This window comes from Methylotuvimicrobium sp. KM1 (assembly GCF_044788715.1).
Lineage (GTDB): Bacteria > Pseudomonadota > Gammaproteobacteria > Methylococcales > Methylomonadaceae > Methylotuvimicrobium.
This window is the reverse complement of record NZ_CP173170.1, coordinates 1,128,738-1,143,476: the sequence shown is the minus strand read 5'-3', so window position 1 is coordinate 1,143,476 and position 14,739 is coordinate 1,128,738. Positions and strand designations below refer to the sequence as shown.

Genomic DNA, 14,739 nt, shown 5'->3' with positions numbered 1-14,739 from the left:
GTCTTTTTATGTCTTTCAGCATAGCCGAGCTATTAGCGCAACACAGTGAAGATAAATTTGAGTTGCATGAAAAACATTTGAACAATCAAATGGTTCGCGTTTTAAAAACAATCGGATACGACCGCAATTACAAACGCGCGGTCGGCCAATATCTCTACGACGAACAAGGCAACGAATATCTCGACCTGTTAAGCGGCTTCGGCGTATTCGCGATTGGCCGCAACCACCCGACCGTGATCAGTGCATTACAAGAAACTTTGACTCTCGAATTACCCAACCTAGTACAGCTAGACGTCTCAATATTGAGCGGCTTACTGGCCAAAGAAATCTTGACGACGACGCCGGAAAATCTCGAAAAAATGTTTTTTTGCAACTCGGGCACCGAAGCGGTCGAGGCCGCGATCAAATTTGCGCGCTACACCACCAAACGCTCGAAAATCGTCTATTGCGAACACGGTTATCACGGCTTAACAATGGGCGCACTTTCGCTGAACGGCGAAAAGATCTTCCGCGAAGGCTTCGGCCCGCTCCTGCCCGACTGCATCGCGATACCGTTCAACGATTTAGCGGCACTCGAACAAGCCCTAAGCAATAAAGACGTCGCGGCCTTCATCGTCGAACCGATACAAGGCAAAGGCGTCAACCTGCCCGACGACAACTACTTGATCGAAGTCGAACGCCTCTGTAAAAAATACGGCACGCTATTCGTCGCCGACGAAATCCAAACCGGTATCGGCCGCACCGGTAAATTCTGGGCGATCGATCATTACGGCGCTAAACCTGACATGATCCTGATGTCCAAAGCCCTATCAGGCGGTTTCGTCCCGGTCGGCGCAGTCGCGATGACGCAGCACATCATGGACACCGTCTTCAATCGCATGGACCGCGCAGTCGTGCACGGCTCGACTTTTTCCAAAAACAACATGGCGATGGCCGCAGGACTGGCCGGGCTTGAAGTCATCAAATCGGAAAATCTTGTTGAACAAAGCGCGACAGTCGGCAACGACATCATCGCCAGCCTGAATGCACTGTCGACAAAATACGAATTCTTGAAAGAAGCGCGCGGCAAAGGCTCGATGATCGCAATCGAATTCCACGCACCGAAAAGCCTGACGTTAAAAGCCGCCTGGGCAATGCTGGAAGCCGCCAACAAAGGGCTGTTCTGTCAAATGATCACGATCCCGCTATTCAAGGATCACCGGATTCTAACCCAAGTCGCCGGACACGGCATGAACGTCGTCAAACTGCTGCCACCGCTGACCTTAACGCAAAAAGACCGCGATCATATCGTCAATGCCTTCGACCAAACCATCGCTGCAACCCATCAAGTCCCGGGCACGATCTGGGATTTAGGCAAAAACTTGGCGAGTCATGCGTTGAAGGGCAAAGCTGGGAAATAATTCGCAGTATGTTTGCGAAGTCGGTGAAGGGCTAAAGACATGACCTCCCCCTTTGACAAGGCTATGTTCGCGTTAATAGTTGATACTTTATGAACTGAAAGCCAACATGAAACCCAAGGATACAACTCTTAGTCACTTTCCTTTTTTCAATATCACGCCAATGGTTGAAAGGAGGGTACGGTTGCTCGATTGACAGGTGTCGGCAGCAGGGAGCTGCCGTCAAGCCTACATGGACGTATTCACGGCGTCCTGTCAAGCGAGTAATCGTACCCTCTGCTACGCTCAGTGTATCGGAAAGCAATCATTGGCTATTTCCTAATGGGTTTATTTAGAGTAGGAAAGAGGACCGTTTCAACTGCTAACGCGAACATAGCCTTTGACAAAGGGGGATTGAGGGGAATTTATTTAAAAAAATGTCCCTTAGCCCATCTTTTCCAAAGATGAGGACCGAATACTTACCTTTTGATTGCTTAAACGATACCTATGGCAAAGAAATCGGCACCATCTAAATACCACGGCGCAGAAGATACAATGCCGCATGATACGGGCTATAAGTTATTGTTTAGCCATCCGCGAATCGTACAAGATCTCATCACCGGTTTTGTGCAACCCGAATGGCTGGACAGCATAGACTTTAAAACCCTGGACCCGGTCAAAGCCAGCTTTGCTACCGACGACTTGCGCCAACGCCATGATGATTGTATCTGGCGATTGAAATTCAAAGACACCTGGCTTTATCTTTATTTGTTGTTGGAATTTCAATCCAGCGACGATTATTTTATGGCCAATCGGATCATGACTTATACCGGCCTGCTGTATCAGGATATCATTCGCACGCAAGCCTTAAAGAAAGGCGATAAACTGCCGCCTGTTTTACCAATCGTCATTTACAATGGCACGTCCAACTGGAGCGGGCCCATCGAAATATCGGCATTAATCGACCCGGTGCATCCGGCTCTTCGAGCCTACACACCGAAGCTGAGCTATTTTTTACTGCAAGAAAATGCCACGCCGAAAGGCTATAGCCAAGCACACCCGGATAATTTAGTGGGGCATTTAATCGCCTTGGAGTGGTGTTCCACGCCCGACGAGCTTAGGGAACATATCCAGCTTTTGCAGCATAAGCTCAAAGCAGCGCGGTACCAACCGATTCGACGCTCCTTTGCTATTTGGCTAAGCCGATTATTGCGCGTAAAATTCAAAGAAAAATCCATACCTGAATATCAAGAACTGACCGAGGTAAATGCCATGTTAGCCGAACGCTTGACCGATTGGACATTACAATGGAAAAAAGAAGGGGAGAAAATTGGCGAGAAAAGAGGTGAGAAAAAAGGCGAGAAAAAAGGCGAGAAAATTGGCGAGAAAAAAGAGGCCGTTCGCTTGTTGAGTAAACAGATCCGCTTGAAGTACGGCGAATTCCCTAGCTGGGCGGCACATAAAATCGAGCAAGCCGACACCGAACAACTCGAAAACTGGGCTGAACGAATCTTAACGGCTGAAAGTTTAGAAGCGCTGTTGGAGTAACTGGGCGTATTCGTATTTATAGGGCCTGACACCGCAGACCAGCCAGGTAGGTCGGGTTTTAGCGTAGCGTAACTCAGCCTCGTTCCCAAACTCTAGCTCTCATCGATATACACAAGTATAAGTATACTTATTGTGCGAAAAGCAGCGACCGAGCGCTAAATTGTTGTGTCGTCCGGAAAGGCTATTGGTGTTTGAGCGTTAGCGGCTTCGATAGTCGCGACGAAGGCGTCGCTCCCACAGCGGGCGGCGGATGCTCTGTGGGAGCGATCCCCTGATCTTCCCTCACTTAGCGTTAGGTGAGGGAAGGCCGAGAGACAATAAAGGGAATCGAGTCCTCATTGACTAAGATTGCAAAAGAATAATTTATGACTTAATGTATAACGATGAGGGCTGGAGCTTGGGTAACAGCGAACGCTGCTTGTTTTAGGAGTATAAAATGCCTTTAGCCTATCAAGAACATTACACTGTTGACGACTATCAACAATGGGAAGGCAATTGGGAATTAATCGAAGGCATGCCTTATACGATGACTCCATCGCCCTCAGTTACTCACCAAATAGTTGCTTTTAACATAGTAACATCAATCAAGAATGCCTTAAAAACCAGAAAACCAACTGTTCCGATCGATGTACTATCTTGTTGGAAACCGATTGGCAAATAGCCAATGATACTGTCGTAAGACCCGATGTCATGGTGATTTGTCAGGATATCGACGAAAAAGTCTTGGTAACGCCGGATCTAATCATCGAGGTTGTATCTTCAACCAGCGTAAAACGAGACGAGATCATAAAGCGTGATCTCTATCAGCGTGAAGGGCCACCCTACTACATCCTTGTTTATCCAGAGAACCGTCTAGCAAAAGTCTATCGTAATGATGCACAAGGATTTATCAAAAAAGGGGATTATTCAGATGAAAAAGCTGAATTCACAATTCACGACTACAGTTTCAACATTGATCTTGCTGCGATCTGGCGATGAAAAAGCTATCCATCACTTTGCTCGCTCCAAAGCTCTAGCTTCACGCAGGGAGGGTTACTCAACCCGTCCCGAACGCTTTGATTTGCTTTTGGCCACGGTCGAAACGCTTAGGATTACGTTGGGATTCGGTAGATGACGACATAGGTACGCGCAGCATCCCTTCTACGACTTAGAAAATTTCACATCCGACGTCTAGCTTATAGTCAAAACCACACGCATAACAACAAATAATTGAACTCAAGCACATTGCTTAAGAACATCATTATCCTTCGCCGAGTAATATTTGTAGTGCGATTGAAACCCTTGATTCCAAATTGGATTTTGCAAAATCTCATTCATATGAATTCTATAAGGGAAACGCTGCCCATTTAATTCACACGAATCGCCGATTTGATCCATTTTAAAATTTTCTTTAGTGATCAAGCGATATAACATCTTTGTCGTTAAAAAATACCAGTTGTGAATTCGATTTTCAGCACAATACAAAGATGCGGCACGGAACATACCCCATATGACACTACGGCTCAAACGACGTTGATTACACAAGTAATCAACGTCATCATTCGCGCCATGTTTTTCAGTCAATCCTGTCGGTGGCTCGCCATCACTGGAACGCCGCCGAATTTCTTTAATTACGCACAACCGGGATATCTCCACCGATCTATGTAAATCCGACTTGATAACCCCATTGCTAAGCCTACAATGTTTTTCCAGAGGCAAATAGCCTAGCTCCGGTAAGATTAATCGCATAGCACCGACAAAGTGGCCGGTTAATTTATTTTTCACTATTAAATGAACCGAATACTTATCCCACTCATCCATTTCTAATTGGGCACCGTTTGATGTTTTTTCAAACCCCATCTCCTCACAATAAACTTGATAACGGATATTGTAATGGATCTGCTTTGACTCATCGTTATCGGCAAGATAAACGTCAAAATAATCATCGAACATCATAAAATACACCTTACAGCAGTACCGGGCTTTAAAAAATAAATCTTTGAAACTATCTTGAAATTGGGCGAAGCATCAAATCTTACGCCTAAAAGCAAGAAATAAAGTATCTGCTAATATTAAAACTAGATTGAACCACCAATAACTTTCAAAATCTATAACAGCGACGAAAGCGTAGACTTTTCCGGGTAGCGCAGTCTAAATTAACAAAATGTAGCAACAAAGCTTTCCAGAGATGAGCCCCTATTGCGCATATCAACACGCTCCGCTCGTCCAATATCATTGACTATGCCAATCTATTTTTCTCCTTGCAAAACCCAAACAATCCTTTTCGCTAGAATACAGGCTTAATAGCGCCTTACAAAGAAGTTTCCAACTTAAACTTTAGAAAGGATCCTAAAGGCCTCGCATTTCAGGCATAAGAACAGCTTCGACCGCTAATTCGTACCAAGCCTAGATTTTAGGATATACGATAAACCTATCTTATTAAGCTCAGCTTAAAAAACAAAAAAATTGCTAAGACCTCTACACTAAATAGAAAAAAGCTAGAACTTTTAGATATTTGTATATAATCAAGCAAGATCAAACAAAAAAGTTAAGACAAACCACTCAACTGGCGCTACAAGCAAACAGTTAGAAATAAGCCTGAGCATAAAAACAAACGGAAAATACCGTTAATTCCTTCTCCAAACCAACTTAAAGCTTACGTGCTTTTCAAAATAAACGATAATAATGACATTTCCGTGACTTAAGCAAACACAATGACACTCAGGAAATTTTATTTAATGGCGCCTCTCTCTAATCGGAGACTGTAAATGGATAATAATGAAAAACAATCCTTAGTAGACAACTTCGAGCGCTACTTTTCAGTCGAGCTCGCGGAGACTCAAGTACAAAAAAACTTGGCATTCGGAATCCGCTACCGGGTTTATTGCCAAGAATTTCATTACGAAAAACCGAACAAGGAAGAACTCGAATATGACGAATTCGACGAACGCTCGAAACACTGCCTAATCATTCATCAAAATAGCGGTTTACCTGCCGGTTGCGTGCGCCTGGTACCAACTTTCGACAACCGCAAAAAAGACCCTCTACCTTTTGAAAAACATTGCCTGAATAGTCTAGACGAAAGCTTTATCGAACAATTAGCGCTCGACCGGCAACATGTCTGTGAAATCTCAAGACTCGCTGTCGACGGAATATTCAGACGCCGTCCGGGCGAACATTCAACCCGGTTCGGTGAACCAAGCTCGCTTGATTTTTCTCGGCAAGAACAAAGAACTTTTTCCCTGATTGCCGTTGCCTGCTTTTTAGCGGCTACCGTACTCACCGAAACGACCGAGCGGACAAGCGTATTCGCGATGATGGAGCCGTTTTTGCCTCGCCTGATGCACCGTTCCGGGATTATGTTTCAGCGAGCCGGTCAAGATATCGACTACCATGGAACAAGAGCCCCTTACTTTATAACCACCGAATCGGCTTTGACGCACATGCACCCCGATTTGAAAGAATTGTATCAATGGATCAAAGCAAGCATCGTACCCAGCTAAAACTGCCTGGTATTAAAACGTAAAAATTCGCAAGGTCACGCACCGCCGATACTTTTCAAAATACTATCCAACGATGTCAGTCCGATCAATCCTCTAAATAAGATAAGCCCATCCTCGACCAAACCATAACATTCGTAAGTCTGAACAGACTCCGCATCAACCGATTGAGCCGTTTTATCAAAGTCATCAACGCGCCTAACCAAAATATTCAAGACATCGTTACTCGAAATAGTCGACAACACCTTACGGTCGATACTGATTTTATGTGTGGTATAAACCATCGGTTGGTTCTCAAAATCGAGCGATTCCATTTTTGCCTTCTCCAACAGCGCGCATGAAATCAAACTGCATGGAAAAATTTCAGGGAAAATCGCCGTGTCCGTTATGTCATCGAAATAAAGCCGCTGATCCGCCAAAGAGCCGCACAAAAAATTTTTCGCATTACTGACATTCATAAACTTACGCTTCAGAAAAAAACCGCTCGGCGTCAAAAAACTGCGGTCCCGATAACGATTTAAGCCATCGAATTGAAGAGACTCCGGGTTATTTAAAAACAACGGCGCTGAAGATTCTTTCTTATAACCCACCAAAGCCAATTGACCGTCGGCTTTCACACTGACGCGATGACTGAGAATGCCCTCCCCATCCGGATTGAATTGAGGCTTCTTGATATCAATGTCAACCGCCTGCCCGGGCTTAACCGCATTGACGAAGGAAAATTGATAATTACTAAAACGTAAATTGTATTCGTCGATCAATTCATTTTCATTAGTACCTTGCCGATAGCGCACAAACTCGTGCTCGACCATCGATTCCAATTGAAATCCCAAAGCGATCGGCCCTTTAAACGGATTATTTCGAATCCGCCGCCAATATTCCGCATCGTGAAATAAATTAAAATCGTCGGTGGCATTACGAACGACATCAATGTGGATCTGTTGTAAGGCCTTAGGGTTAGCAGCAGTGTGTAACATTGAAAATAGTTTTCCCTTATCTGTGTGTAAATCAGCGTAAGACGAACAATTCGTAACCGAAAGCAACGATCAATTTACTTCCTATCCAGACCCATTAAAATGGGCGGGAGCAATAACAAATCCATGAACAAAGCAATTCCTATTGTAATTGCAGTTAATAAACCCATGTCCGAATTCACTGTAAAATGCGAAAAACTCAAGACAGCGAACCCACTAATTAAAACCACCGAAGTGACCCACATTGCACTGCCTACCGTTGAAAAAGCATAACGCACCGCCTCATCACAGGAGGCCTCTCGCTCAACCCTAGCATGACGATATTTACTGATGAAATGCACAGTATCATCGACGACAATTCCCAACGTCATTCCCGTCACAATCGACAAACCGAGCCCAACATTCCCATCTATCAAAGCCCAAACGCCAAATGCAACACCGGCAGGCGCTAAGTTTGGCACTAAGCTCAACAAACCTAATTTAAACGACCGAAATGCGCCAACCAAAATGAAGGAAATCAACACCAATGCCAGTAAAGTCCCTCCCATCATGCTGGCAATATTCCGCTTGCCAATATGAGAAAACATTAAAACCGGGCTAGCAACTTCGGCATCAATATCAGGCATATTAGTTTTCAACCAATTATGCAAACGCGATTCCACAACTAACATTTCATTTGAGCTCAAGCTTTTCAATGTTGCAATCATCCGAGTTCCGGATTTATCGATGTTAACCTGGTCATTTAAATCTAAACCGTACGGCAAGGACATTTCATACATCAACAAATATTGTGCCGCCAAATCTCGTGCAGCCGGCAGTTTATATTCGTCCTGACTACCGTCGTGCATATTCTGATTCAAACGCTTAAAGGTATCGGTGATACTATTTACATGCAACACTTCGGGCTGTTGCTGTAACCATTGACTCAATTGTTCAACTTTTTCCAGAACCAGGGGTTCATTCAAGCCGCCTTCTTCACTGACCGATAAAGCAATCTCGATAGTATAAAACCCACCCATTTCTTGATCGAGAAAATCGGTAGCGCGCCTAAATTCGACCGTTTCATCGAAATACTTGACGAACTCGTCATTCAACTCATTCAGCGCCACCATTGACGTCAATATCAAAACCAATCCGCCGTTGACTACCAAAAGAAACTTGTGCCGCCGAATAACCCACAGAGCCAATTTATCCATCCAATTTTGTTTTGATGCATCACAGCGCTTTACCCTCACCGGCAAAATCATCATTATTGCTGGCAAGATAGTCATTGTTAACAAAAAGGCAACAAGTACCCCACATGCCACAATATTACCCAAATCCCTAAAAGGCGGCGCATCACTAAAATTCATGCTTAAAAACCCGATCGCAGTTGTTATACTCGTTAACAACATGGGCTTAAAATTGATTTTCAAACTATCTAACAGTGCTTCTTTTTTAGCCTGTCCCTGCCTCATATTCTGAAGCATCGCCACTAAGAGATGAACGCAATCAGCCACCGCCATTGTCATGATAATGGTTGGCGCCGTTACCGATACCGGTGTAATCGGCCAACGCAACCATCCAAAAAATCCCATAACCGCCAATAGGGAAAAAATGATAAGCAAAATCGAACCGAAGGTTGCGCTAAAGGAGCGCAAGGAAAGTAGCAATACCAATATAATCATGCCGTACATAATCGGCGTCATCTTTTGACTATCAGCCAATGTAGACTCGACAAACGCATTATTCATCATTACCATGCCGGTCAAATGAATCTCAAGCTTCGGGTACAAAGTCTTAATTTCCTCGGCCATGCCTCGTGCTGCCGCCGCCACCTCAGTAACCTCCATCGGGTCTAATTCGAGTAACTGAACAGTCACATTCACACCCGCCACATGCCCTTGTCGAGACACCAAACGGTTTACTAATAAGGGTTCATTAAGCGCGATCTTTTTAATTTCGCCTAAGTCGCTACTACTGATATCACCGGGATCCAGCACTAAATCAGCAACGACCAACTCGCCATCCGAGATGCTCGTGTGTTGAAAGTTAGTAATCGAATCGACTCGACTCGAAAATGGCAGTTGCCATGCTTTTTCGGTTAATAGCGCAATTGCCGACAATACCTCCGGAGTAAAGACATCATTACCGGATGGCGCGATTACAAACAACACATTATCGCTTTTGTTATAAGTCGACTGAATTTTATCGAACGCCAGCAATTGAGGATTGTCTTCGCCGAATAAAGACCGGTAATCGTTATCGAACGTCAAGCGGGGCATCCCTAGCGCCGAAATAAGCACGATAACAAAACAAAACACTACCGTTATCCAAGGACGCTCGACTATAAACAACATCGACCGCGATACGCTTGTGTCATTGCGCATGCTCAACTTCTCCTAAACATTTCAAAAAACGAACCGATTAGTCAATTGCTTCTACTAAAGGCCTATACCCGCCGGGAAACAAACTTCAGAGCCTTGGACAGCTTAACGCAAATAGTAATCTTCATTTGGACATGGCGTAATATTTCAACGATACATAATAGATTAGTCGAAACTGAAAACGCCAATACATCATTCCACCCCAAGCAATTGCTTCAGCCGCCAAAACATCAAGCGCTGCAACGGATTGCGATTGCCGCCGGGTCGCCAAGTTTTTTTCAACTGATTACGATAGGCATCGAAATGCAAACCCCAAGGCGCGCAAATAACATCGCCTCGATTTAGTAGAATTTTCAATACATTCGTACAAGCCACGCCGGCAGCCAACTCAATACCCATCGGCGTCGACGGCACTTTTTTCTTCAAAAAATTGACCGAAGTCCGCTCTACCAGGTATTTCCTTTGCATCACAGTCGGCGACACTCCGATTACAAAGCGCATGATTTGCTCTTCAAACGAATAACCATCCAGCGCAAAATATTGCTCGAAACTCATTTTCCCCGGCATAAACACCAGCATTGCCGTCCCCATACCCATCGGCGCGGCGGTAATCGTCGGAATCCCCAACTCATAACAACGTGCAAATACGGCACGCCGAATGTCCAACGCAAAAATATCCAAGCTATCGACGTAAATATCGACATCCTTTAAAAAATCGTCCAGATTTTCAAGCGTAATGCCTTGTTTGAAATTGACGATTTCGGCCTCCGGGTTGATATCTCGAATCGTCCGTTCCATGACTTCCGATTTCGGTTGCCCCAAAGTACTCATGGACGCGCCGTATTGACGGTTAAAATTGGCAAGTTCGAAGGTATCCAAGTCGGAAATGTGGAAACGGCCTATTCCCATCCTCGCCAATACAATCAAATGACTCCCTCCGACACCGCCTAAACCGCCGACAGCAATTTTTTTATTTTTTAGCAGCTTGAATTCCTCTCGCGTCACCCAACCGATATTGCGGGAAAAAGCTTCGTCATAATTGAATTCGACCATAGTTATCCCCTATTCCCCCTCATTATGCGGCGGTGTCAAAAAATTTAACACTACCCGATTAAAATATTCCGCCTGCTCTAATTGCGGAAGATGGCCGGACTTATCTAGCACATGCCATTCCGCTACCGGCAGCATTGCCTTAAATTGTAGACCTATTTCAACAGGAATACTCTTGTCGTGCTGTCCCCATATCAACTGGGTCGGAATTGAAAATGACGCAAGCCGCGCAATCTCTTGTTCCAACGCATTGGGAAAATCACTACGCATGACAGACAAAATCTGACACGTCGTTCCCGCTATCCGATGACTCAAAAACAAACTTTCGAACACAGCATCTGTCAAAATACCTTGATCGTATATAAAATAATCGATCAACATTTTTTTTCGAACAAACCCCCCCGGGAAATTCAACATACATTCGCCAACACCCGGCCATTTCATAAAACGGACCGTAAATGTTTGCTTTACCGGCAAACCGGCGCTCGCAACCAAAACCAACTTATCAATACGATCTCGATGATCTTGTGCAAACTTGATGCAAACACCACCCCCAAGCGAATGCCCAACTAAATGAACGCGTTGTAATCCAAGATAATTAGTAAATGCAAGCAATTGCTCGGAATAAAGACGATAGTCAGGTTTTTTTACATTACGCGAACTTTGCCCAAATCCCCATAAATCGATTGCATAGACCTTAAACTTAGCGGAGAGGATCTCTAAATTTTGAAACCAAAGCCGACTATCGAAGGGAAATCCATGAATCAGGATTAAAGGAACCCCCTGCCCTAACTCGATGTAAGTCGTCATATGCGACTGCAAATTTACGGTTTTTTGACCGTAACCTGTATTGAACTTTAAATCACTAGTATTCCAAAGCATAACCGCCTAAAGATCGTTCTTTCAATTTCAACAAATTACAACTTGCTATGTAAGTTAACAACCAATTGGGCAAATATGTCGATTTTTTTTACAATCTGCGTTGCCGCGATCAACCAAAACCACATCCAACTAGATATATACCCATATTATCAATGATATAAAAATTCAGGCATGGATCCTGCTTAATACTGACAGACCGCATAGTACTATGCAGTGCCAATTTTTTACCTTGAGACAATTCTATAACTTTTGGAGAAAAACCATGAACTTTAAACTATTAGCAGTATCCGCTCTGATTGCTGCCGGGACTTCGACAGCGCAAGCCGGTCAGTTCTACATCGACAATGGCGTTAATTTTGCTCCCGATACCGCGCCGCCGACTAAAGTCAATGCTACAAGTACATCCCTGAAAGATGAAATGACGGTTAAATATCAATCGTCCACCGATATCTTTTTCAGCAACCCTGTTGCTGGAATTCAAGTCGGCGACAGCATCATCACATCCGGCGGACTGGCCGTTGGTACTTTACCGTTCAATAGCATTACTTCCCTTAACCCTGGCGAAACTCTTGGCGGAACAGGCTTTGCCGATAACGGCTTTGGTGACGACTGGATACTCAGCTTTTCTTTCACCAATTTGGCAGGTACTGTCAACGGCTTTGCAGGCACCTTTCCAACGCTGAACTATACCAGCGGAACTATCGAAATGCTCTACTCTCTCGACGGAACGACTTTTAACAACTTCATGGATTTAGAAGTAACTAGCAGCGCCTTAACCGGCGGTGCTAACCTGGAGCTTAGAGGCCTTGTTGATTTTACAAATGTCGACGCCGGATTTGAGGATCTGTTCCGTCTGGCTGACGGCACATCTTTTTACGATGCTTGGCAGCAAGTTCCACCGCTCGAAATCGTCTTTATCGTCGATCAAAATACTAACCCCGCTCTCGCAACCGTCACTCCATTTGGAGATGACGGCAATGGAAATCCAGAAGGTATCACCATTACTAGTAACCACGACGGCAGCGTTACATTCCAAGCCGTTCCAGAACCCTCAACCGTCGCACTTTTAGGTTTGGGTTTATTGGGTTTCGGTGCAAAACTACGCAAAAAAGCCGCTTAATTCTTAGTTGCTTTTACCATACAGAAAAACAAAAGCCCTCATAACGAGGGCTTTTTTCTTTCGTTTTATTTTATGTTTTTAATGCTTTTTTATTTCTTCCAGCAATAGCCCTGCTTTTTCTTTTGACTCAAAGATAGCATCAGTCTGAAGAAGCTCTATTAAAATCTTTTCGGCTTCTTTTCGATTTCCCTCGGCTACATAAGCCTTTGCTAAGTGGTATTTGATATTCAAATCGTCCGATTTCAATTCAACAGCTTTTTCGAGCACAACCGCAGCCTCATCGATTTTGCCTTGCTGTAATAATATTACCCCTAAAGTATCGGCGATATCACCATTCTTCGGCGCTAATTGAAATGCTTTTCGGGAAAGCTCAAGCGCTTTCGGATTAGCTTTCTCGTAATACAGCCATGCTAAATTGTTGAGTATAAATGGATTTTCGGGCTGAACACTTAAAGCGGCCTTATAATGCTTTTCCTCCTCAGCATAATCTTCTCGTTGCCGCGCAAATCCGGCCATTCTTATATGTGCCATCATATTTTTATCGTTTTTCTGCAATTCGCTTTTGAGCAAACTTAACGCTTCATCTTGTTTTCCTTGAGTACCCAAAAGATCCACTATCGTTCCTAGCAACTTTTCATTAGGCTGCATGTTGTAAGCTTCCGAATAGGCGGCATAAGCTTTCTCAAGATCTCTTTGCGCCAAATAAACATCACCCTCCATAGACTTGCCAAGACCGCTTTTAGGCACAACCTCTGCTACGCGCTTAGCAATAGCCAACGCCTCATCGAAACGTTGCAATTGAATCATCAAGTCGACAGACTGAATCTTAAGCTGAAGATTTTTTGGCGATATTTCGGACGCCTGCCTCATCAAATCAATGACTTCAGCCCCCTCTTCTCCTCTCCTAACTAGTATGTTTGCTAAAAGCATCCGGCTTCGCACATCTTGCCGGTCAATATTAATTATTTTTCGTAAAGTCTTGATAGCCTCATCGCCTTGATTACTCATTATTTGAATTGACGCCAATAGCGACAATGCGACTGTACTATCTTGATGACGATCGACTAAATTCTGAGCATGCGACAAAGCTTTCTGCGACTGTCCTATACGAACATAAAATTTACTTGCATTCAAAATCATCTTCGCTTCTTCATCAACACTCCCTTTAATCTTGTTCAGCGCTTTATCGATTACCTCCTTTATGTTGTCGGGGTTATTATTATCAGCCTCGATTTGTAACAACAACAAATATGGATCAGCCAATTTATCATTAGCTGCAAGAGCTTGTTCTATAAACTGCTTTGCCTTCGAAACATTTCCTTCCTGATATTCAATCGAAGCCAAACCTAATATTGCAGCCTGTTTGCTTTTGTCGATATTTAAAGCTTGCCTTAAACTCGCTTTAGCTGAAGGAAAATTTTTCTCTTTTAGCTCAATCGCCGCCTTCAACATAAATAAATCGACGACATTAGGGTTTTTATTGATTAAATCCTGGACTTGCTTTTTTGCTTCAGCCAACTGATTATTATTAGCTTTTTGGAGAATAGAAAGCATTTCTTGCCGAATATGCAATTCATTTTGTTTCTCAAAGCCTTCAGGTTCCGATAAAAAATCTTGAGTTCTACCATCGAACATCGGTTCGTCCAATGAAAAAAAGTTGTCTTTTTCTAAGTCATGGACATCATACTTCGCTGCATTTACGACAAATCCACTCGCCATCATAGCAGCGCCGAGAAGTATCTTTATCTTGCAATATCTAAAATTAATTAAACGCATTTAACTATCCCCAAAAGTTGAATGAAAATTAAGTCGGAACTATTTATTTTTTGCTGCATTAATATTTTGATTCATGATCTATATTTACGCGGTTGACAGGAGGCTTATTATTTACAATTGATAAAATTTAACAAACAATGGACCAGCCCTTAATACCACTAAGTTAAC

The 14,739-nt window shown here is 43.7% G+C and carries 12 protein-coding genes; 6 read left to right on the top strand and 6 right to left on the bottom strand.

All coding sequences use genetic code 11. The features are described from left to right. Positions 1-8: 8 nt before the first annotated feature. The 4 genes from ACINK7_RS04970 to ACINK7_RS04955 all read left to right on the top strand — a co-directional run bounded on the left by ACINK7_RS04970 (position 9) and on the right by ACINK7_RS04955 (position 3,902). Positions 9-1,400: an aspartate aminotransferase family protein gene (locus tag ACINK7_RS04970; RefSeq protein ID WP_404360190.1), complete on the top strand. Its 1,392-nt coding sequence runs from the start codon at positions 9-11 to the stop codon at positions 1,398-1,400. A gap of 531 nt (positions 1,401-1,931) precedes the next feature. After that, positions 1,932-2,924 carry an Rpn family recombination-promoting nuclease/putative transposase gene (locus ACINK7_RS04965; protein ID WP_404360189.1) on the top strand — a complete coding sequence of 331 codons (993 nt, stop codon included), beginning with the start codon at positions 1,932-1,934 and terminating at the stop codon, positions 2,922-2,924. Positions 2,925-3,360: 436 nt separating this feature from the next. After that, a complete protein-coding gene (locus ACINK7_RS04960) occupies positions 3,361-3,585 on the top strand; it encodes a hypothetical protein (protein ID WP_404360188.1) in 225 nt (74 codons plus the stop codon). Next, on the top strand, positions 3,561-3,902 hold the full coding sequence (locus ACINK7_RS04955) for a Uma2 family endonuclease (RefSeq protein WP_404360187.1): 342 nt from the start codon (positions 3,561-3,563) through the stop codon (positions 3,900-3,902). Before ACINK7_RS04960 ends, ACINK7_RS04955 begins: the two co-directional genes overlap by 25 nt. 237 nt (positions 3,903-4,139) lie before the next feature. Here ACINK7_RS04955 and ACINK7_RS04950 read toward each other — a convergent pair whose 3' ends face one another. Beyond that, complete coding sequence (locus ACINK7_RS04950; RefSeq protein ID WP_404360186.1) at positions 4,140-4,859, bottom strand: PEP-CTERM/exosortase system-associated acyltransferase; 720 nt, start codon at positions 4,857-4,859, stop codon at positions 4,140-4,142. An 812-nt stretch (positions 4,860-5,671) separates the two neighbouring features. On the opposite strand from ACINK7_RS04950, the gene ACINK7_RS04945 reads away from it, so the two are divergent. Then, entirely contained in the window at positions 5,672-6,406 is a 735-nt protein-coding gene (locus ACINK7_RS04945; RefSeq protein WP_404360185.1) for a PEP-CTERM/exosortase system-associated acyltransferase, read from the top strand. A gap of 35 nt (positions 6,407-6,441) precedes the next feature. Here the strand turns inward: ACINK7_RS04945 and ACINK7_RS04940 are convergent, their stop codons facing one another. The 4 genes from ACINK7_RS04940 to ACINK7_RS04925 all read right to left on the bottom strand — a co-directional run bounded on the left by ACINK7_RS04940 (position 6,442) and on the right by ACINK7_RS04925 (position 11,675). After that, positions 6,442-7,380: a hypothetical protein gene (locus tag ACINK7_RS04940; RefSeq protein ID WP_404360183.1), complete on the bottom strand. Its 939-nt coding sequence runs from the start codon at positions 7,378-7,380 to the stop codon at positions 6,442-6,444. Between the two features lie 74 nt (positions 7,381-7,454). Continuing rightward, the gene (locus tag ACINK7_RS04935; RefSeq protein ID WP_404360182.1) at positions 7,455-9,377 is read right to left on the bottom strand and encodes an RND family transporter; all 1,923 of its coding nucleotides are present in this window, start codon (positions 9,375-9,377) and stop codon (positions 7,455-7,457) included. A gap of 558 nt (positions 9,378-9,935) precedes the next feature. Next, entirely contained in the window at positions 9,936-10,796 is an 861-nt protein-coding gene (locus ACINK7_RS04930) for a ThiF family adenylyltransferase (protein ID WP_404360181.1), read from the bottom strand. Positions 10,797-10,805: 9 nt separating this feature from the next. Next, on the bottom strand, positions 10,806-11,675 hold the full coding sequence (locus tag ACINK7_RS04925; protein WP_404360180.1) for an alpha/beta fold hydrolase: 870 nt from the start codon (positions 11,673-11,675) through the stop codon (positions 10,806-10,808). A gap of 262 nt (positions 11,676-11,937) precedes the next feature. Here ACINK7_RS04925 and ACINK7_RS04920 point away from each other — a divergent pair, with 262 nt between their 5' ends. Beyond that, positions 11,938-12,795: a PEP-CTERM sorting domain-containing protein gene (locus tag ACINK7_RS04920; RefSeq protein WP_404360179.1), complete on the top strand. Its 858-nt coding sequence runs from the start codon at positions 11,938-11,940 to the stop codon at positions 12,793-12,795. Between the two features lie 78 nt (positions 12,796-12,873). Here ACINK7_RS04920 and ACINK7_RS04915 read toward each other — a convergent pair whose 3' ends face one another. Next, positions 12,874-14,571, bottom strand: a complete 1,698-nt coding sequence (locus tag ACINK7_RS04915) for a tetratricopeptide repeat protein (RefSeq protein ID WP_404360178.1) — start codon at positions 14,569-14,571, stop codon at positions 12,874-12,876. Positions 14,572-14,739: the final 168 nt, after the last annotated feature.